Annotated in this window: 20 protein-coding genes; 8 read left to right on the forward strand and 12 right to left on the reverse strand. The window is 64.1% G+C overall.

Annotated features, from left to right (window positions below; translation table 11 throughout):
• The first annotated feature begins 232 nt into the window (after positions 1-232).
• Positions 233-2,242: an AAA family ATPase gene (locus Q0C57_RS12210; RefSeq protein ID WP_296576702.1), complete on the forward strand. Its 2,010-nt coding sequence runs from the start codon at positions 233-235 to the stop codon at positions 2,240-2,242.
• A gap of 106 nt (positions 2,243-2,348) precedes the next feature.
• On the opposite strand, the gene Q0C57_RS12215 is transcribed toward Q0C57_RS12210, so the two are convergent.
• On the reverse strand, positions 2,349-3,311 hold the full coding sequence (locus tag Q0C57_RS12215) for a hypothetical protein (RefSeq protein ID WP_296576703.1): 963 nt from the start codon (positions 3,309-3,311) through the stop codon (positions 2,349-2,351).
• 337 nt (positions 3,312-3,648) lie between these two features.
• On the opposite strand from Q0C57_RS12215, the gene Q0C57_RS12220 reads away from it, so the two are divergent.
• Together Q0C57_RS12220 and Q0C57_RS12225 are read left to right on the forward strand one after the other, a co-directional pair.
• Positions 3,649-5,232: a type IV secretory system conjugative DNA transfer family protein gene (locus Q0C57_RS12220; RefSeq protein ID WP_296576704.1), complete on the forward strand. Its 1,584-nt coding sequence runs from the start codon at positions 3,649-3,651 to the stop codon at positions 5,230-5,232.
• A 189-nt stretch (positions 5,233-5,421) separates the two neighbouring features.
• A complete protein-coding gene (locus tag Q0C57_RS12225; protein ID WP_296576705.1) occupies positions 5,422-5,586 on the forward strand; it encodes a hypothetical protein in 165 nt (54 codons plus the stop codon).
• Positions 5,587-5,635: 49 nt separating this feature from the next.
• Here the strand turns inward: Q0C57_RS12225 and Q0C57_RS12230 are convergent, their stop codons facing one another.
• The 4 genes from Q0C57_RS12230 to Q0C57_RS12245 all read right to left on the reverse strand — a co-directional run bounded on the left by Q0C57_RS12230 (position 5,636) and on the right by Q0C57_RS12245 (position 9,598).
• Positions 5,636-7,309 (reverse strand): relaxase/mobilization nuclease domain-containing protein, encoded by a 1,674-nt coding sequence (locus Q0C57_RS12230; RefSeq protein WP_296576706.1) that lies wholly within the window; start codon positions 7,307-7,309, stop codon positions 5,636-5,638.
• Positions 7,299-7,865, reverse strand: a complete 567-nt coding sequence (locus tag Q0C57_RS12235) for a hypothetical protein (protein WP_296576707.1) — start codon at positions 7,863-7,865, stop codon at positions 7,299-7,301. The genes Q0C57_RS12230 and Q0C57_RS12235 overlap by 11 nt, the downstream gene beginning before the upstream one ends.
• Positions 7,866-8,433: 568 nt before the next feature.
• On the reverse strand, positions 8,434-8,664 hold the full coding sequence (locus Q0C57_RS12240) for a hypothetical protein (protein WP_296576708.1): 231 nt from the start codon (positions 8,662-8,664) through the stop codon (positions 8,434-8,436).
• A gap of 568 nt (positions 8,665-9,232) precedes the next feature.
• Complete coding sequence (locus tag Q0C57_RS12245) at positions 9,233-9,598, reverse strand: phosphoglycerate kinase (protein ID WP_296576709.1); 366 nt, start codon at positions 9,596-9,598, stop codon at positions 9,233-9,235.
• Positions 9,599-9,837: 239 nt separating this feature from the next.
• Here Q0C57_RS12245 and Q0C57_RS12250 point away from each other — a divergent pair, with 239 nt between their 5' ends.
• Complete coding sequence (locus Q0C57_RS12250; RefSeq protein ID WP_296576710.1) at positions 9,838-10,395, forward strand: hypothetical protein; 558 nt, start codon at positions 9,838-9,840, stop codon at positions 10,393-10,395.
• Positions 10,396-10,431: 36 nt separating this feature from the next.
• Here Q0C57_RS12250 and Q0C57_RS12255 read toward each other — a convergent pair whose 3' ends face one another.
• From Q0C57_RS12255 to Q0C57_RS12285, 7 genes are all read right to left on the reverse strand, one after another.
• Positions 10,432-10,725, reverse strand: coding sequence for a hypothetical protein (locus Q0C57_RS12255; RefSeq protein ID WP_296576711.1), 294 nt, complete (start codon positions 10,723-10,725; stop codon positions 10,432-10,434).
• A gap of 68 nt (positions 10,726-10,793) precedes the next feature.
• Positions 10,794-11,087: a DUF736 domain-containing protein gene (locus Q0C57_RS12260; protein WP_023433005.1), complete on the reverse strand. Its 294-nt coding sequence runs from the start codon at positions 11,085-11,087 to the stop codon at positions 10,794-10,796.
• 458 nt (positions 11,088-11,545) lie between these two features.
• Entirely contained in the window at positions 11,546-11,731 is a 186-nt protein-coding gene (locus tag Q0C57_RS12265; protein WP_296576712.1) for a hypothetical protein, read from the reverse strand.
• A 19-nt stretch (positions 11,732-11,750) separates the two neighbouring features.
• Positions 11,751-11,939 (reverse strand): hypothetical protein, encoded by a 189-nt coding sequence (locus Q0C57_RS12270; RefSeq protein WP_296576713.1) that lies wholly within the window; start codon positions 11,937-11,939, stop codon positions 11,751-11,753.
• 80 nt (positions 11,940-12,019) lie between these two features.
• Positions 12,020-13,867, reverse strand: a complete 1,848-nt coding sequence (locus Q0C57_RS12275) for a ParB/RepB/Spo0J family partition protein (RefSeq protein ID WP_296576714.1) — start codon at positions 13,865-13,867, stop codon at positions 12,020-12,022.
• Positions 13,868-13,923: 56 nt separating this feature from the next.
• On the reverse strand, positions 13,924-14,283 hold the full coding sequence (locus tag Q0C57_RS12280; RefSeq protein ID WP_296576730.1) for a DUF2958 domain-containing protein: 360 nt from the start codon (positions 14,281-14,283) through the stop codon (positions 13,924-13,926).
• On the reverse strand, positions 14,283-14,510 hold the full coding sequence (locus Q0C57_RS12285; RefSeq protein ID WP_296576715.1) for a hypothetical protein: 228 nt from the start codon (positions 14,508-14,510) through the stop codon (positions 14,283-14,285). Before Q0C57_RS12285 ends, Q0C57_RS12280 begins: the two co-directional genes overlap by 1 nt.
• A 558-nt stretch (positions 14,511-15,068) precedes the next feature.
• On the opposite strand from Q0C57_RS12285, the gene Q0C57_RS12290 reads away from it, so the two are divergent.
• From Q0C57_RS12290 to Q0C57_RS12305, 4 genes are read left to right on the forward strand one after another with little or no spacing between them, the layout of a single operon-like run.
• Positions 15,069-15,644, forward strand: a complete 576-nt coding sequence (locus Q0C57_RS12290; RefSeq protein WP_296576716.1) for a hypothetical protein — start codon at positions 15,069-15,071, stop codon at positions 15,642-15,644.
• Positions 15,645-15,676: 32 nt separating this feature from the next.
• A complete protein-coding gene (locus tag Q0C57_RS12295; RefSeq protein ID WP_296576717.1) occupies positions 15,677-17,029 on the forward strand; it encodes a 7-cyano-7-deazaguanine synthase in 1,353 nt (450 codons plus the stop codon).
• Positions 17,013-18,203: an XRE family transcriptional regulator gene (locus Q0C57_RS12300; RefSeq protein ID WP_296576718.1), complete on the forward strand. Its 1,191-nt coding sequence runs from the start codon at positions 17,013-17,015 to the stop codon at positions 18,201-18,203. Before Q0C57_RS12295 ends, Q0C57_RS12300 begins: the two co-directional genes overlap by 17 nt.
• Positions 18,178-18,807 carry a DNA-binding protein gene (locus Q0C57_RS12305; RefSeq protein WP_296576719.1) on the forward strand — a complete coding sequence of 210 codons (630 nt, stop codon included), beginning with the start codon at positions 18,178-18,180 and terminating at the stop codon, positions 18,805-18,807. Before Q0C57_RS12300 ends, Q0C57_RS12305 begins: the two co-directional genes overlap by 26 nt.
• The last annotated feature ends 25 nt before the right edge of the window (positions 18,808-18,832 follow it).

An 18,832-nucleotide genomic window follows, 5' to 3' on the forward strand; every position in this document is an offset into this window, starting at 1 on the left:
GCCTGAATCAATGAGGGTGCCTCGCCCGCTTCGGGCGGCGCCAGCCCTCTCAAAAACGGATGATTTCAAGAAGGGCGTGCTGCATCACCACTTCTCTTTGTGTCCGCAGGCGATAACTGAGCACGATCAGCCGTGCTGACGGAATTATGGGGGCGACCGCGTGCGACTTGTTAGATTTCGGGTTACGAACTTCCGCTCTGTCGATGATAGCGGCTGGGTTGAGGCGGATGCCGTGACCGCGCTCATTGGCGTAAACGAATCCGGCAAGACAAACCTTCTCCTCCCGCTCTGGAAGCTGAATCCCGCTCGCGATGGCGAGATTGAACCCACATCCGACTACCCGAAAATCAAGTTTGGCGAAATCCGCGAAGCGCCAGGGCGCTACAGATTCGTAGAGGTAGATTTCGACGCCGGTGCTTCTGGGGCGAAGTTCGCAAAGGCCACAGGCTTGTCCGAGAGTGAGGTAGCTATAGTCAACGTGTCCCGGTTCTTCGATGGCACTTACCGGTTTCGCTTTCCCGCCGCACGCCGCGCTGAGACGGTTGAAGGTACAGCCCTGCGTGAGAAGATTCTCGGATACGCAATGTCTTTAGAGAGTGCTAAGGCTCTCAAGCAGGAAGTGGAGCTTCATGCACAGCTGCCTGAACGCCTGCGTGAGATCGCAGCCGACGTGGCGGAAGATCAAGATCTCGACGCCTCGCAACTAGAGGCTGTTCTGGCCTCTGTTGCAGCACTCATCCCTTCCGATCCAGCGAAGACGAGCGCGATTGTCCCGCTGCTCGCGCAGTTGCACACAGAGCTTTCGGATGAGATCGTCGCGTTGCGCGCGCCCGAGCCCGGCGAAGTTGAGGAGGTAAAAGCGCTTGTTCTCGAAGCGCTGCCGAAGTTCGTCTACTACTCCAACTACGGCAATCTCGATTCCGAGATTTATCTTCCACATGTCGTCGAGAACCTTACTCGGACTGACCTGGGCGCCAAGGAGGCTGCCAAAACCCGTACACTGCGCGTGTTGTTCGAGTTTGTCCGCCTCAAGGCACAGGAGATTCTAGAGCTGGGGCAGGACTTCCGCGACCCCAATGGCCGGAGGCCGACCGACGAGGAACTGGAGAAAATCGCGGAAGCAAAGAAAACGCGCTCCATCTTGCTTCAGTCGGCCGGAGCAACGCTCACGATGCGTTTTCGTGACTGGTGGAAGCAAGGCGACTATCAGTTCCGCTTCGAGGCCGATGGCAATCACTTCAGGATCTGGGTGAAGGACGACCGCCGTCCCACGGAAGTCGAGCTGGAAAACCGGAGCACGGGCCTCCAGTGGTTCCTTAGCTTCTACCTCGTGTTTTTGGTCGAGAGCCAGGGGGAGCATCGCCGTGCTGTCCTGCTTCTTGACGAGCCGGGCATGTCGCTTCACCCGCTCGCGCAGCGCGACTTGTCCGCCTTCTTTGAGAATTTGTCGGCGACCAACCAGCTGATCTACACCTCGCACTCGCCGTTTCTGGTCGACGCTGATCGGCTAGAGCGGGCGCGCAAGGTCTTCGTCGCAGCCGACGGCACGACAAAGGCTACCCCTAACCTGCGCCATTCCGAAGGCAGGGACGAGCAAAAGGGCGCCGCCTATGCCGTGCATTCGGCGCTGAACCTCAGTGTCGCCGAAAGCCTGCTGGTGGGCTGCCAGCCTGTGCTCGTCGAAGGCCCATCCGATCAGCACTATCTGACCACCATCAAATCCCTTCTCGTCTCGGCGGGACGAATCAAACCATCGCGCGAACTCGTGTTCCCACCCTCGGGCGGCACCAAGACCGCCCGCGTGGTGGCCAGCATCCTCACGGGGCGGGACGAAGTCCTGCCCAAAATTCTGCTCGATGCCGACGCGCCGGGACGCAAGATGGCGACGGCACTCAAGAGCGAGCTCTACGCCGATGCGCCGGATCGTGTGCTGTCGGTTGAGCAATTCGTGGGCTTCACCGATGCCGAGGTGGAGGACCTATTTCCAGCTGGTTTCCTGGCTGATGAGATAGATCGGATGGTGCGCGACCCAGACGAACGGCTGGCGGATGTCATCCAAATAGACAGACCTTTCGTCGGTCAAGTGGAGGCATGGACGGCAGCCCGCGGACATCAACTCGACCAACACTGGAAAGTGGCACTTTCGATCAAGGCTAAGCAAAGAGCACTTAATATTGGACCGGGGAAGTTTGACGAGGATACGCTCGCGCGGTGGGAGCGTCTATTTTCCGTCCTTGTGTAGGCGAAGCTCTGAGTACTTGACTCAAGAATTTTGATATTTGCATGAATCCATTAAAATTGAATTGCGGCCTTTGGATGGGGCAACCCGTGGCTGTCTATTTTGACCGTTATTTTTTCATGCACATCGCATAAACATAAGCAACTCCATTCTGTGCATAAGATGTATCACATCCAATAGTCCATCCGTTTCCGTGCGGCCTGTTTGTAGGCATACGCCAGTCTCCACTTCCGCCGGTGCAGACTCCTCCGCCGCCGGTTATCTGTTCGCTTGAGTCGCAGCTCGCTGTGGCGCCAGGCCAGCGCCAAGCCGACCCCGAAGCAGAAACCACTCTCACGGCGCCCGCGCCACCACCGCTCGGGGGTGACTGGTCGCAGATAACCTGCGATCCGTTAGTGCGACACCAGCGACCGTTGATCAACGTGCCTACTTTCGGGTCGATTTCCGTCGCGGCCGTTGCGCCAATGTTATCGGTCACGCAGCTCCAAGCAGTACCGCTCCATTGCAATTTTTGGGCGCTGGTACAGCTGGGAATGCTGCCCACGTTGCCGCTGCCCACAAACAGCTGGTTGGTTGTCACACGCCCGGTGACGGTCATGTTGTTGCCAAAGGTGGAGGTGCCGGTCACGTTCAGGGTGTTGTTGACGGTGGTTGGCCCACCCACTGTCAGGTTGTTGTTGAACGCGCTGTTACCGGTTACCGTGACTCCGCCGCTATTAACGGTTACTCCGTTGGTAAACGTGGCCGACCCCGTTGTTGGGTTGAGCGTGAGATGCGGAATGCAGTCGTTAGCATCACGATTGGGATGGGTGGGCGCGTAAATCCGACCAGTCACAGTGCATGCGTTCATGCGCATGGATTCATTCTGGATTGTAGTTAGCTGCGCTTGCGCTCGGGCACCCTCTGCCCCACCCCGGCTAGGCGTCACCATCCACTTGTCTTGGCCCAGCACGTCCGCGCTGGTGAGCACAAAAACAAACAAGAAGACTGGCACCCCGAACAGAACCAGTAGAGCGAAATTGAATGCGCGATGCGCATCATGGCGATTTTTTATTGGGAGATCGTATCGCAATCTAGGCATATCGTCCGTCCTATTGTTAGGCTTCTTGTTTATGACCGGCACACCAAATGATATTGCTGACATAATGCCCACCGTTCCCGACGGCACCAAACTTCCTTTGCGTCTATGTCAGGCGATGAAACGCCAATACTTCTGCCGCTTTTCATAAATGAATGCGTTGCCAGCTCCATTTGGTTCTAGACATGTCAATCGGAGATCGGACATGGGAGCTGGCAACATATTTAAGTATAGCATCAAATTTATCGTCTTTGCAGTCGTCAGTCGTCCGTTTTTTCTTCATCCCATAAGATTTCGGTTCTAGATGTTTTATCAATTGGAGATTTCCGTCATGGAATTTCTCACGCGTTATGCGCTATTGGCGCGGGTCCTGTTGGTTACCGTGCCGTTTTGGTTCATCGTCCTCGTCGGATTCGGCCTGCTCATCGATTACCTCCTCGAAGGCGGACCGGTGTATTGGCTCCTTGTCGGCATCGGCACGGCCGCCGCGATCCTTACTCTCACCGGCCTGAAACGCCTGTTCGCCGCGACGCCGTCAGCGTTCGGCGCTGCCTGCTTCGCCACGCTGAAGGAGCTGAAGGCAGCCGGTCTGTTCGCCCGCGGCCCGGTCATCGGACGGTTCGCGGGGCGCTTCCTACGCTTCGACAAGCCGGGTCATCTGCTGACGTTCGCCCCAACGCGGTCGGGCAAGGGTGTCGGTGCCGTCATCCCGAACCTCCTCGATCACCGGGGCTCCGTGTTCGTGACGGACATCAAGGGCGAGAACCTCGCCATCACGGGCGAGCACCGGAAGTCCTTCGGACGCGTCATCGCCTTCGCCCCCTTCGAGGAAGGCATGCAGTCCGACTGCTACAATCCACTCGACTTCATCCGCGTCGGTACCCCCTTGGAGGTAGACGACGCGCGGATGATCGCGGAGATGATCGTCTCCCCCGACGGCCAGGAGGAAAACCACTGGGAGCGCGAGGCGCGCGTCCTGATCACGGGGCTGCTGCTGCACGTCCTGCATGACCGACAACCCTATGAACGCACCCTGTACCGGGTGCGTTGTCTTCTGATGCGGTCAAAGGAGAGCTTCACCGCCGTGCTCTCTAGCATGACCGGGTCAGGGCACCCGGCTATCAAGCGGATCGCGGAAGGGTTTTCCCAGAAGGAGGACAAGGAACGCTCGGGCGTGATTTCGACGGCGCAAAGCCGGATGGAAGCCTTCGAGAGCCCGCTCATTCAGGCGGTCACCTGCCGGTCCACGTTCCAGATGGAGGATCTGAAGCGGGACACGGTCTCGCTCTACGTCGTGATCCCGCCGGAATACACCTCCGTCTACAAGCCGGTGCTGCGGCTGCTCGTGGGCCTCGCCACGGCCGCCATGACCCGCGACCGGCGCACGCCGCGTCGGCCCGTACTGTTCCTTCTCGATGAGCTGCCCGCGCTTGGGTACATGCGGCCCATCGAAGACGGGATCGGCTACCTGGCCGGGTTCGGCGCGTCGCTGTGGCTGTTCGTGCAGGACCTCGATCAGCTCCAGAAGACCTACCGGAAATGGAACTCGATGATTGCCAACTGCGCGGTGCGACAGGCGTTCAACGTGCAGGACGTTGCGACGGCACAAGTCCTGTCGGATATGCTGGGGCAGCGCACCGTCCGCATCAAATCGGGGGTTCGTTCCGGCAAGATGCCGTGGCTGTGGATGTCCTCCACCTACGGCGAAACCGTCGGCGAGACGGGCCAGCCGCTTCTGTCGCCCGCGCAGATCATGGCCTTGAAGGAAGATCAGATGCTGGTCTTCGTCCAGGGCTGCAAGCCGATCCTCGCCGAGAAAATCCGCTACTTCGCCGAGAAGGCATTCGCCGGGCTGTATAGCCCGCCGCCCATGGCGCGGCCTCTCGACGATGGCGAGCATGATGACGTTCAATGACGAAAGGGTATTTCCATGAAGACTATTCTCACCACGATGGCTCTGGCCGCATGCCTCACTTTGGGATAGGCAAGGGCGGAAACCGCCGACATCGCAGCTTCACCTGAACTGCCCGCGTGCGATGCGCCGCTTACTGCGTATTACGTGCGCACCGGCTACGAGGCGACGGGCAATGTCCTGGTGGCATCCTTGTCTGACCTTGTCGAAGCCGAGCCGAGCGACGGCACACGACGCCAGTGCCGAGGCACGTTGATCGCCCTCGATGGGCGCCATATGGTGACCTTCGAGATCGGCTGGCACGATGCCGAGCGCACGGTCCCCTCCTTTTCGGGCGATGTGATTGCGTCGGAATAGACCTGACAACGGACACGCCGCGCGGGCGCAGACCGGCGCGGCGTCCCCGTCAGAGCTCGAAGCCCAGTTCCCGCGACAACTCCTTCTTCCTCGCCAGCTCACGCTTGCGCTCCTGATGCTGCCGCCACGCTTTTTCGAGCTGCTGCTTGCGATGATCGGCCAGGCGGGCACGGGCGAAGGCCCTCTCGGAGAGCCGTTCCAGCGCGCGGGCGCGGGCGCGGATGCGCTCCAGAAGCCGCTCCTTCAGTTCCTTCGGCGTCCCGGCCACCTGCTGAATCAGCTCGTACTCACGCTGCACAGCTTTGGTCTTGCGGCGGGCGAGCTCGATCTCGCTGCGCGTGTGGTCGAGGCGGAGACGGGCGTCCCGGAACTTCTGCCGCCGCTCCATGAGGTACTTGAAGGTCCGCCGCGCCTGCTCACGCTCCGGCGTGCGGATGTTGCCGGTGCGGATGCCCTTCACCGATCCCAAGAGGAACGGATTGGCCTTGATGGCGTCCTCGGCCTCCTTCACGCCGAGCTTGCCCTCCAGCGCATCCCAGAGGCTACGCGCCTTGTCGACGTCCTTGTAGACCTTGCCCAGCCCCTCCATGAAGCTGCGCTCGCGCCGGGCGAGCCAGCCCCGGTCCCGCTTCTCCTGGTTTTCGAGCGCGCGCTCGCGCTGGTGGGCGTAGCGCACCACGCCCTGCCGGGAGCGATAGGCCGCCTCCACCTGCTGCCAGTAGCGATAGTCCATGTCGGCCTCGTCGGCGCGGCGCACCGCCGTCCCCTCCGGCGAGCGATCGACGTCGCCTTCCATCATGGCCTCAACCGTCCGCCGCGACGCTGGATCGAGGTCGCTGGTGTCGAGGCCGCGCTCGCGGGCGTCGCGGGCCACCTCGGCGGCGCGGTCGGCCATGAAGTCGTCGAAGCGCTGGCCGAAGCGCTTCTCCAGCGTCTGGAAGCGCAAGCCCTTGCCCATCTCGGAGAGCTTAGTGTAGCGCTCGCCGTCGGTGAGGATGAGGCCCTGCCCCTTCCGCTCCAGGGTGATGCCCTTCTGGGCGAGCCGGTAGTTCAGGTCGGCCCATGTCTGGGCGCGGTAGAAGTCGTCCTTGAGGCGGCGGCGCAGATCGCCGACGGCGTCCTTGCCGAAGGGCAGCTGTGCGTCGCGCTCCTCCCGCTTGGCCTGCCAGTATTCGGCATCGGAGACGGCGGGGCCGTAGTCCTCCACCACATCCCGCCCGAGCTGCCGCTCGTACTCGCGGTTGCGGAGGATGTTGAGTCCGTGCTCCTGCGCCAGCTCCTTGACGATGCCGGTCAGCCGCTTGCCGTCCTGATGGCGATCATAGGCGACATGCTTCTCGGGATGCACCCGGTTGACGAGGAAATGTAGGTGGGGGTGGTCGGTGTCGCGGTGGCTGTAGACGAGGAGCTGGTGCTCTTCGAGCCCCATGCGCTCGATGACCTGCTGGGCGATCTGCCGCTTCAGCTCCGGCGTCACCTTCCCCGCCTCGGCGTCCTTCGGGTCGAAGGTGATCATGAAGTGATAGGCGGGCTGCTGGCAGCGCACCGACTTCGACGCCGTGGCCTCCATGAGCGCCGCCGCCGCGCGCGGGTCGTCGGTGTGGATGTTGCGCGTCTCGACGAATTCCACCCGGTCGGGGCTGAGACCCTTGATCCGACCGGCGAGGTAGAGCGCCGATCCCTTGAAGCTCTCGGGCTGACGGGCGGGCACCTTAAAGCGCATCGTCGCCCTCCGTCCCCGGCTCGGGGGACGGCTCCTCGGCGGGGAGCCCCTTCGCCGTCCGGACGATGGCCTTGCGCAGGGGCTCCAGCATCTCTTTCAGAATGGTAAGGGCCTCGTCGCGCTCCCCTTCCTCGATCTCGCGGCCCATATTGGCGCGGCGGGCGATGCCGTTGATGAGGTGGCCGACGCCGTTGATGGCGTCGAGGTTGCGTCTCAGCACCCCGGCCAGGTCGTTCCGCTCGGCCAGGCGTTCGATCATGTCCTTGCCGACATAGGTCACCCAAGGGCCATAGGTGTCGTCCCCGGTGGCGACCTGGAGCTGGGCGAGGTTGTTGGCGATCCGCCCCAGCTCATAGAGGGCGTCATCGAGGGTGGCGGTGGTGGCGGGCTTGGCGCGCGGCCTGCGCCCGAGCGCGGTGTCCCGAACGTAAGTGGCGAAGGTCACCCCGGCTTCTACGGCGCGCTTCTGGATGGCGCGCTGCTCGTCGGGGGTCAGACGAATGCGGGCGACGACGCTGCGACGGTCCTGAGGAGGCTTAGGTTTCCGTCCTGCCATCGCGCCCGCCTCCGCCTAGCGGCACCGATTGGTGGAAGACAGGGGTAAGTCTGTCTCCCCGCCTTGAGGCCGCAGGGCCGAATGGCGAGGCAAGACGGCGCCGCTTGAGACCCGGTCACGGGGTCGAATGCGGGCCGTGTTGGGATGCAAAACATGCCGTCGGGCGGCCCCGAAGGGGGCGTCCGGATGGGCCGGTCGCAGACCGCCCGTCAGGCATTTTTGTAGACCAACATCCATCTTGCCTCCCCCCTGTGGCACGCTTTCGCTTACCCACTTATGGGGTCGGACAGAAGCAGGAAATGGATTCGCAGAGGAATCACAGTCCACTAGGGCCAGTGATAGGCAACGGGAACATAACAGAATCAACGCGCACCCGCAACGCTCAACACGCGGACACAGACACCAACAGGGCGGCAAGCGCCAGCGCAGCCAGGCCCTGCGCCGCGCCAGCGGACCGGGGGAGAGGCGCGACAGCGCCCTCTTCCGGCCGCCGCGCGGGTCCCCACGCGAACGCGAAAAACCCCGCCCGGCGGATCACGCGGGCGGGGCGAGCGGAGCGACCTCCGGCTCAGGCGGCGAGGAACCAGTGCTCGCGCTGCTCCAGCGGGCGGCGGGCGTCGATGATGCTCATGACGCAGCCGTTGGGGCAGAGGCCGCGCTCGAAGGCGGCGAGCACCGTGGCGTAGTCGTCCTCGGCCAGGTCGTTGCCGGTCTCGATGAGGTGCAGGTCTTCCACGGTGATGACGAACTCGTCCCAGGTCAGCTCGTAGTCGGTGTCGATGGTGTGCAGGGTGTTCATGGTTTGCCTCCTTCCGTTGCTCTTGGCCGCGACCGCGGCCTTCCATGGGCAACGTGAAGCGTCGGCAAGGGCGGCCAGCCGCACCCGAAGGGCGAAGCGCAGCGGCAGACGGCGAGGCCCGTCTTTCTTGGAGCGCAGCGACCGCGAGGAAGGCGCCATCGGCGCCGGGGAAGAAAGTCGGGCAGCGCCGTTGCGGCGGACGCTGCCGACGCCAGTTTGCCCAGTTGGAAGGCCCGCATCGGTCGCGTGCCTCGGAAGGTGGCAAGCCCCGCCCTGCATGCCTGACCTCCGACCCGCTGACCGTGAGGACGTCAGGCGCCGGGTGACACGTCACCGCCATAAGACCCGTGTCGGCCGACCGACGCCTGTGCCGGGGCCAGCTCGCCACGTCACGCCTCGCCGCCGCCGCTCGTCAGAAGCAGCGTCGCGCCACCGGGGCACGATATGAGCCGCCTACGTCTGACCGCAGGACGCACCGACCGGCCGACCCCGCCGCCGTCGAGGAACCTCTGACGGGAACCGCGGTTGAGGCCGCCCTTGGCCAGGGCGGCCTCGTTCCGAGCGGCGCTCACCACCACGAGGTGTAGAACACCGTCTTCCCTTCGGCGATGGCTGCTCGCGCCTTCGCGATGAAGGCGAGGTCGAGATCGATCTCGTCGGGCCGCGAGGTGCCGAAGAAAAACCCCTCGGTGTGCGGCAGAGCCTGATTGCGAAGGTCACGCTCCAGCCGGTCGATATCCTCGCCGGTCAGCGCGACGTTCACGCAATTGAAGTCGGCGTCGGTGCCGCCCTTGGCGCGGTAGAGCTGTTCCATCCACCCGTGAAGGTCGGGGTGTTTGCGCCAGTAGGCGAGTTCGGTGGCGTTCTCGGTGGTGAAGTCCACTGCGGCCGCGACGGGCTCGGCGGTGGTGAAGGCGTACATATCCAGTCCCATGAGGGTCTCCTTTCGGTCTTTGGTTGCTCGTCCTGATGGACGCGACCGAAAGGGCGGACGGCATCAGCCACCGCCGTCCTGACCAACACGGGCGGGCTCGCCCGCTGGCGCGGGCAGGTCATGGACGGCAAGGCGTCGTCCGCCAGGGAAGCGGACTCTCCGAAGGGCGGGCAACGGACCGGGAGATGCTATGGTGAACGGGCTGCTGCCTTCAGCGCGGCCGGAATCGGATGCAGAGGATGACCAACATCGAGAACCTGAACCGCCTCATCGCGCGCGGGCTGCCAACCACGGTGGCGATGGACGTTGACGCCGGGCGGCTCGACGAAGAGTTCGAAGTGGCGTTGTGGACGACGCGTCGCGAGGCCGAGAGCTGGGCGAAGGACGCCGCGAACAGGTCTGCGACGTTCAAGCCGGTCTGGGATTTCGACCCGTCACGTTTCTACCTGGCGCTCGACGGCGAGAAGCCGGACACCGTCGATGGTGCGGCCCTGACGGTGGTCGAGGTGACGGTGGGCGAATTGCACGGTGCCCTCCAGCACGGAAGCGGGCGCGACGAAGACCCGTGGGCGGAACGGTATCGGTCGAAGACCGCCGTGCTCGCCTATCGTTGGGCAATGGGGCTGGCGGTCACGCCGCCGTTGATCCGTCCATGGCAGGGCGAGATCGTCATCGCCGGCGGCATGCATCGTTTGCATCTCGCGCGGCACTACGGGGCGCAGTCGATGCCCGTGCTGGTGTGGCGGAAGGAGCTGGACGAGGTGGTAAGTGTTCTACCATCGGCGCGGGCGCCGTAGCGGCCGACCGAAGTGGATGTGCGTGGAAAATCCGCCTCAATCGAGGCGGATTTCCAGTTGGTCGATGCCGTTCCAAGGGCGCTCTGTGATGAAATAGCCCAGCCGGTTGACGAAGTGGCAGCCGGAGAGAAGCCAGAGGCTCTCATCCTCGCCATCGACGATGGTCCAGACGCAGGCCGGATCGGCGGCGGCGACGGCGTCGAGTTCGGGGCCGAATGTCTCGAACATCAGCCCGTCGAACGGCGCAGCGGGGCGCAGGGTGTTGCGGGCCGGACGGTAGGCGTCGCGCCAGTCGTCGAAGGTCAGGGTCGTGTCAATCGTGGTCGTCATGATCAAAGTCCTTTTGGTGCAATGGTGGAAGGCGACGCCGCCCGCCTCGTCGGCGGGCGGCGGGGTCGTCAGCGGCTCCAGATGAGGGCGAAGCCTTTGTCCTGCTCGACCAGGTTGGCGTAGATCGGGGCGGCGAAGCTCGGGTCGTCCAGCTTGACCGAGATGTACTCGTTGCCGCCCTTGGAGGTGCGGTGCCAGGCCGCGCCGATCTCGACAGCGCCCGCCTTGACGCGGAAGTCGGGGGCGGCGTCTGCGGTTTTCTCGACGCTGGTGATCGCGACCTTGGTAGCCTTGACGCCGAGGGTCTGGATGGTGCCGGTGAAGCCGCTGTCGGTCTTGGTGAAGGTGCCGATGGTTGCCATGATGTAAGTCTCCTCTGTTTGGTTCTGGCGGTCGCGCCCATCGCGACCTTTCCATGGTCCATGACGGAGACCGTCAAAGGCCGGACCCGCACCCGGAGGGCGAAGCGAAGCGGCAGACGGCAAGCGGGCTGTTTCTTGTTTCGCGAGGAATGACCGGAGGTCAGGGGAAGAAACTGACCGCGCGCCGTTGCGGGGACGGGCGACGGGCTCAGATGTGGCCATGAGAGGAAAGGACGCAGCTGGGCGGCTGATCCGCGCCAAACAGAGGCAAGACGCGCTGGCGACCTCGGCCTACTTCGCCCGACACGCGGCCAATCGGCCTCCGTCCCCTCACGGCTTCCGGCCAGATCGCGTCACTTGAGCACCGAGAAACCGCCCCGCCCCCTGACGGGAGCGAGGCGGCGTTGTGGGTCGGTGTTTGGCCGCACCGCCCTCGATGCGGCACACGGGATCTTCGGTCAGCTGGGCTTCGACCCGCTTCGGATCGCCCTGACAATCCAGCCGAGGATGAGCAGAACGTAGAACAGCCCCAAGGCTGCCAGCGGCGCGACGACCAGCACCGCGATGAAGGCGTCGGCGCTGCCGGTTCGGGTGCTGACGAAGGCGGCGAGGATGATGAACGCGAGGGTCACGATGATCGGCATGGCGATGGCTCCCCGACCGTCAGGATGACGGCGGCGGACCACGGAACGCAGCCAGCAGCTTGCCGATGATCCAGAGCACGATGGCTGTGACGGGAATGACGAAGGGCACGGCGACGATCGTCCAGAGGAAGTTCTCCGGATTGCCCGTGACGTGGGCGATGTAGGCGGCGAGGACAAAGAGCGCGATTGCGCCAAGGATGGTGGGCATGGGACACCTGTTGGATGAGGAATTGACGAAATGAGGAAAGGACGAAGCCCGCCCATGGCGGGCGGGCCTCGCAGGACGGATCAGGCCGCGTGGGCGGGCTGCACGTCCTCGGCGACGGCGGGCGTGGGGAAACCGTCGCCAACTGCGTCATCGGCCTCGATCTCGGTCACGTCCTCGGCCTCGGCCATGTCGCCGCCCTCCACCGCGACCCCGCGGAAGCGCATGGCCTCGGGCAGCCACGCATTGGCGCGGGCCTTCAGGTCGGCGGCGATCAGCTTGTCATCGGCCGCGCAGCGCTCGAAGTGACGGGCAAGGGCAGCGGCCAGCTGCGTCTTGTTGTAGTCCTTCAGCGCCCCGAGGCGGGTCACCGCGCCCGTCTCCTTGGCGATAGCCTCCAGCTGATCCTTGCGGCGGCGGGTAAGGAACGCCTCGTCGGGGCACCAATGATCCCGCATCGACACCCCGAGATCGCTGGCCACGCGGTTGAACAGGCTCGCCCCATCATCGAGCGCGTCCATGTTGCCCTGACCGAAGGTCAGCGTGGTCAGAAGCAGATGCAGCGCATCGAGCGCGGCATCATCGAGGGCGGTCACGGCCTCGTAAAGCGCGAGCGGCTCCTTCTGGGGGCGCAAGAGCGTCTCCCATGCCCCTTGGTCGGGCGCGGGATAGCGGCTGGTGAGCGTGCCGGCGATGTCGAGCGCCTCCACCACCGCCTGTGCCGCCCCTTCTACCTTGGCATAGGTTTCGGGCTGGCTGTCCTCGCCCGCGAAATATCCCAGCGCGGGATGGGCATCGAGACGCGCCCGCGCCGTCCAGTCACAGGCGTTCAGCATCGTCACCACGGCCACCTCCCGCGCCTTGCGGGGGTTGGCCAGAAGCCCCGCCATGACGGCGAGCGACTTGTGGGCGGCGACCATGCGGATGACCGCGCCCGTGTATTCGGGCTTCTCCTTGGGCGCGGCGGGATGGTCGGCGGTCTCTTCCGCCACACTCGGGCGCACCTCGCGGCGCGTCAGTCCTTCCCGCACCTCGACACGGCCTGACGGTTTGAAGTGGATCACCACCCCGCCCGCCTCGCCCTGCTCGGCATCGGCCTCCCGATACTGCCACCATGCGGCGTAGTTCTCGGTGAGTACGTCCACAAAGGCGGCACCTGCCTCGCGGTGGTGCGCGGCCAGCGCCTCAACGGCTTCGGTCTGGAGCCGCAGGAACTGCTCGGCATCGTCGAAGACGGTCGCGTCCTCGTCGGCGAACAGGTCGGACGTGGTCGTGCCCTCGTAGCGTTCCAGCGGAAAGATCGCCAAGGACAGGGCAGGCTTCTCGCCCGTCAGCCAGTCGCGGATGTCGTCGGCATCGTAGCGATAGCCGCTGTCCAGCCGTTCGATGACGGCGCGCTGCTGCTCGGCATTGCCCAGCGTCAGCGCCTCGGCGGCGGCAAGGGAAATCTCTCCTTCCCGCACAAGCGCCTTCACCTCGTCGGTGAGGCTCGCCAGCGCCACGCGGCGCTTGACGGTCAAGACCGACACGCCCGCTTTCGCGGCCACGTCCTCAAGGCTGGCACCCGCGCCCAACAGGGTGGCGAACGCCTCGGCCTCGTCCATGGGCGCAAGCTGCTCCCGCTGGATGTTCTCGACGGTGGCCAGACGCAAAGCGTCGGCCTCGGTCAGATCGGCGCGCACCTCGACAGGCACAGGATAGTCCTTCCCGATGTCGCCGCGCTCCACCAACAGGGCGAGCGCGCGCCAGCGCCGTTCGCCCGAGACGATGCGGAACTTCCGCCCGTCGCGGCGCACCACAAGGTTCTGCAACAGGCCGTCGGCCTTGATCGAGGCGGCAAGCCCCTCGATGGCGGCGGCGTCCATGCTGCGGCGGGGGTTCGCGCCCTCGGTCGGGGCGAGTTTCGAGAAGGGGATGGTTTCGATGGTCATGGGTTCGGTTCCTTTCGATGGGGTGAGCGCCCGCGCCGTGACGCGGGCGCGGGGTGTCAGGCGCTGATGCGCCCGTGTTCGTTCGCCTCGGCGGCGTAGGCCGTCAGGCTCTTGGTCGGCTTGAAGTGGAGGTCACGCTCGATGGTCAGCCCAGCGGGGCCACGAATGGCGGCAAGTTCCGAGAGCCGCACGCTGCCCAGTTCAGGGCAACCCATGCCCAAATCACAAAGGCCAAAAGCGATGTCCTCGTCCTCGGGGTCGATCTCCGAGAGAAGCCACGTCGCGGCTCCCCATGGGCAGAACAGCTTCACCACGGGCCAGAAGTCCTGGGTGTTGCCGTCATCGGCCATGCGTTCGGCATTGGCGCGACCGTTGGCCAGCATGCGCGCATGCTGGCAATCCGTGAGAAGCGGCATCATTGCGCGGCCTTCCGTCCATCATGGTCGGTCAGGCGCATCGTGTCGGTCACCGACACGAAAAGCGGGCGGATGAGGTATTCGCCCGCCTGCTCGGTCACCGCGCAGATGGCGGCGGCGGGCTGGCCGTCCGCGAAGCAGGAGAACAGGGCGAAGTTGGAAAACCCGCCGCTGGTCAGCGCCTCGAAAGCGCTGCGATGGTCTGGTGTGATGTTGGTCTGGCTCATGGCCGAAGTCCTCCGTTCAGTCGTTCAAGGCTGCGAAGGACACCCACGCCCCGCGCATTACCCTCTGCCCAGCGGCGAGCGACGACAGACGGTGGAGTGCGAGGACGTGCTTGGATTGAACCTGGCGGCGGCGCGCCGACATCCGACGGGCTCCAAGGGAGCCGCCCCGTCAGGGGGCATCCGGCCAACACGGGAGGGCGGCGTCAGCCGCCCGAATGGAGCGGGCAGGCCGGACGGCGACCTTGGGCAAGCCCGACGGGGTCGGCATAAGCTGGCAGAAGAGGGTATCGCGCCAAGGCGCGATCACAGGATCAGCTCCGGCCCGAAGGGCCGTCCGCTGCCGCCGCATCGGGCAGCGTCAGCGCGGGTCCCGATGTGGCGGCGATGGGGGCGTTACGGGGCACAGCCCTGTAGAGGGGGTAGTGGAAGACGGCTCGCAGGCTGAAGCGAGGGGGAGACCTCCCCCCAAAGGTTTGTGTCCATGTGCGTCAGATATTTTTATGCCTTTATTGACTTTGTCAGATTTTGCTGCGCATAGTGCAGGCATAGGAGGTTCCCATGACCGATGGACCGTTCCGGAATCTGAAGCTGGGAAGCGGCTGGAAACGGCTCGCTGATGCCGTCCAGAACGACGCCAGCTCGACGGCGGAATGCGGCCTGCTGGCAACTGATGGCCTAGTTCGGCACCTGGCGACCAAAGAAAACTGCGCCGCGGTGCAAGAGTTGGAAGCCTACACGCAGCAACCGCAGTTGGACTTCGACCCGCGCGCAAAGATCGAAGAAACCTTCGATGCGCACGAAAAGACCCCCTTCCTCGACACGTTGGAGAAGGAGTTGCTGTATCGGATCGCCGACGGTGCTCGTCCCGCAGAGGCCCTCGACCGCGCGCTTGACGCTGCTGTCAAAGAAGAAGTCGGCGAAGCACGCAACCGCTTCGAAGAGGAATGCATCCGGCTCCGCGATACCGGCGAAATGAGCCGCGAGGCTTGCCAGCGTGCGATCGGCAAAACGAACGACGCCTTTGACGCTGTCAACAGTCGGGACGTGTGTGCGGCCATTCGAGAGGGCGACAAGAACGCCTTCAAAGCCGCGACTGCAAAAAGAGAAGGTCTAGATGAAGGACCCGGTTTGTGAAGATCCAACGACCAGAAGTAAGTGCCTACGGCTTGACCTTGCACGTCGTGGAACAGGGCCGAAAGGTCAATCGGCGTGGCCAAAAGCACTGCCATACCGCCGAGATCGGCAAAGACATCGTCTTCGAGGCCGATGCGCTGGACACCTACAACTACGAGGGCTGGAAGCCGATCCACCACGATCTGCTCGTGGTGAGCGCTGCGGTCGAGTACGCGGACCGCCGGTGCGGACGCCGCATCGGCAAGTGGTCGCGAAACCTGCGCATAACCGTTCCGGTATCGGAGCTTGAGACTTGGCGCCGAAAGGACGTGGCGGACCGGCTCCACGGCGCCTTGCGCCACCTGACCGGGGACGCCTGGGAGATTTCCTTCGTGAAGTGGGAGGGCGCGGCCATTGTCGGCGCGCGCCAGCGCTCGCTTGGCTTCGGAACCGATCGGCAGTTCGTCATCGCCTACTCGGACGGGCTGGATTCACGCTGCGTGGCGAAGCTGTGCGGGGGCATCGGGGCGGCGGTATGCGTGCGGGTGACGAAGAACAAGCACGCCCTCAAGAAGGGCGATGAGCCTTTCGATCAGATCCCGTTCAAGGTTCATGTGCCGTCGTCGCGCGAAAGCAGCGTCCGTTCTCGGGGCTTCAAGTTCGCGGCGATCACGGCCATCGCCGCGCACCTGACGGGGCTGGAGCGGATCGTCGTTCCTGAAAGCGGCCAAGGCGCGCTCGGACCGGTGCTACTGCCACTGCACAACGTCTATGCGGATTATCGCAATCACCCGACGTACTTCCGGAAGATGGAACAGTTCATCAAGGCGGTGCTGGGGCACGCCGTTCGCTACGAACAGCCGCGTCTCTGGGCGACAAAGGGCGAGACGGTCGAAGCGTATCGCCGGTCGACAAACGAGCCGGTCGACGAGTTGTTCGAGACGCGGTCGTGCTGGCAGCAGCGGTGGAACGCAAAGACTGGGGGGCGGCTTCGCCAGTGCGGATTGTGCGCCGCCTGCCTGCTCCGTCGCATGAGCATGCATGCGGCGGGCATCACGGAGCCTGCGGATACCTATGTCATCGCCGACCTCACCGTGCCCGAGTTTTCGATGGCGCTCCCGAAAGGAAAAGTGCGCCTGAGCGGCACGATGGTCGAGTACGGCAGCGTCGGCGCGCGGCACCTGCAACAGCTCGCGGACATGGCAGCGCTGCCCGATGAGCGTCTGAGACGCCATGCCTTCGAGATCGCCCAGGCCACGGGCGAGCCGGAGGCGCAAACACTGGGAAGGTTGAGGACCATGCTGGTGGCTCACGCGAAGGAATGGCGCGCCTTCATGGCCGCCCAAGGAGAACAAAGCTTCCTGAGAAGCTGGACGGAGGGAGGACGCAATGGCCGATCTAAATGAACTGAGCGCTCAAGAAATCGGTCGCCGCCTCCGATTGGCTCGCGAGAACGCCGATATCCGACAGGATGAGGCCGCACAGGTTATCGGCATGTCGCGGCCGACGCTGGTCTCCATCGAGAAGGGCACGCGCCGGGTCCGCATTCAAGAGCTTCAGGCCCTTGCGCGTCACTATGGGGTCTCGGTGAATGCGATCTTGCGGCGCGAGGCCGTGCATACGGACCTGATCCCCCGTTTCCGCAAACTACGGGAGACCGAGGACGATCACACGCTCGAAGCCATTCAGTTACTGAATGACCTCGTCAAAGCCGAGGTGGAGCTGGAGAACGTGCTCGGCGTCGAGCGCCGCCGTCACTATCCCCCTGAGCGCGGCATCAACGAGGGGGATGTTCTGGAGCTTGCGGAGAAACACGCTCAGGAGCTGCGCGACTGGCTGGGGCTGGGCTCCGGTCCAATCGCGGACATTTTCTCGATCATCGAGCTCGATCTGGGGATACGCCTCTATCAGCGCCGGCTTTCGTCCAAGTCGAGGGTTGCGGGCCTGTTCACCTATGACGATGCCGTTGGGGCCTGCATTCTGCTGAACGCCAATCACCCGCTGGAGCGGCGTATTCAGTCGGCGGCCCATGAGGTGGGCCACTTTTTCGGCACGCGCCGTGTGCCGGAAGTGCTCGAAGACAACGAGCAATTCCTGTCACGGGACGAGCGGTATGCGAACGCCTTCGGCCGCGCGTTCCTGACGCCGAGGAAGAGCTTCGAGGAGAGCTTCCGACAATTGACCGCCGGGGCGGACAAGCTGACCAGGCGCCATGTCATCCTACTGGCGCACCAGCACAATCTGTCTCGTGAGGCAGCTGTCCGGCGGCTGGAGGAACTGGACCTCGTCAGGAAGGGCACGTGGGAGTGGTTCAAGCGGAACGGCGGCATCAAGGACGAACAGGCGCGCGAGGTGCTCGGGACGGCCGCGATGCGGCCTGACCCGGCGAAGGACGATGCCAACCGACCGGTGTCGCACCGCTTGAGCCTGATGGCGCATGCCGCGTGGAAACGTGGCCTGATGTCGGAAGGCCAACTGGCGGAGCTTTTGAAACTGCGCCGTGTGGAGGTGCGCGGGCTCATCGACCAAATCGAGCTTGAGGAAAGCGTGACGGATGACCTTCTCAAGCTCCCTGGCTGATGAATCGAGGCCGCTGGTCCTCGACACGAGCGTCCTGATCAACCTCCACGCCTGCACCTTCGGCCAGCGGATACTGATGGCGGTTCCCAACGCCATCGTGGTCCCTGAGGTGGTCGCGGACGAACTCGACACCGAAACGGGCCGGAGGAATGGCGACCACGGGTTCCTGCACGGTCTCGTGGCCCAGGGGAAGATCGGCATCGTCGCCATGACGGACGACGAGTACGAGATTTTCGCCGCCCTCACCTCGGGCACGCCGTCCCTCGACGACGGCGAAGCCGCCACGATTGCCGTGGCCGCCCGACGAGACTTCCGTCCGGTCATCGATGAGAGAAAAGGCCGTGCCCAAGCCATCGTCCGGATGGGCGGCGAAGAGCCGGGCTGGACCCTCGACCTGCTTCAACATCCTGCGGCGCGGCGCAGCCTTGGCGACGCTGACATGGCCGAGGCCATCTATCTCGCCCTCCGTGAAGGCCGGATGCGCATCCCGCAAGAGCACGGCGACGCCGTTGTTGTCCTGATCGGTATAGAGCGCGCGCTCCATTGCTCCTGCCTGCCGAACTACAAGGGCCTGTTGAAGAGGAAAAGCTGCTGCTCAGAATAACTTTTCTAAGTCGTTAGACGGCCGG

The sequence above is a fragment of the Phreatobacter sp. genome, assembly GCF_022843985.1.
In the GTDB taxonomy this organism is placed as follows: Bacteria; Pseudomonadota; Alphaproteobacteria; order Rhizobiales; family Phreatobacteraceae; genus Phreatobacter.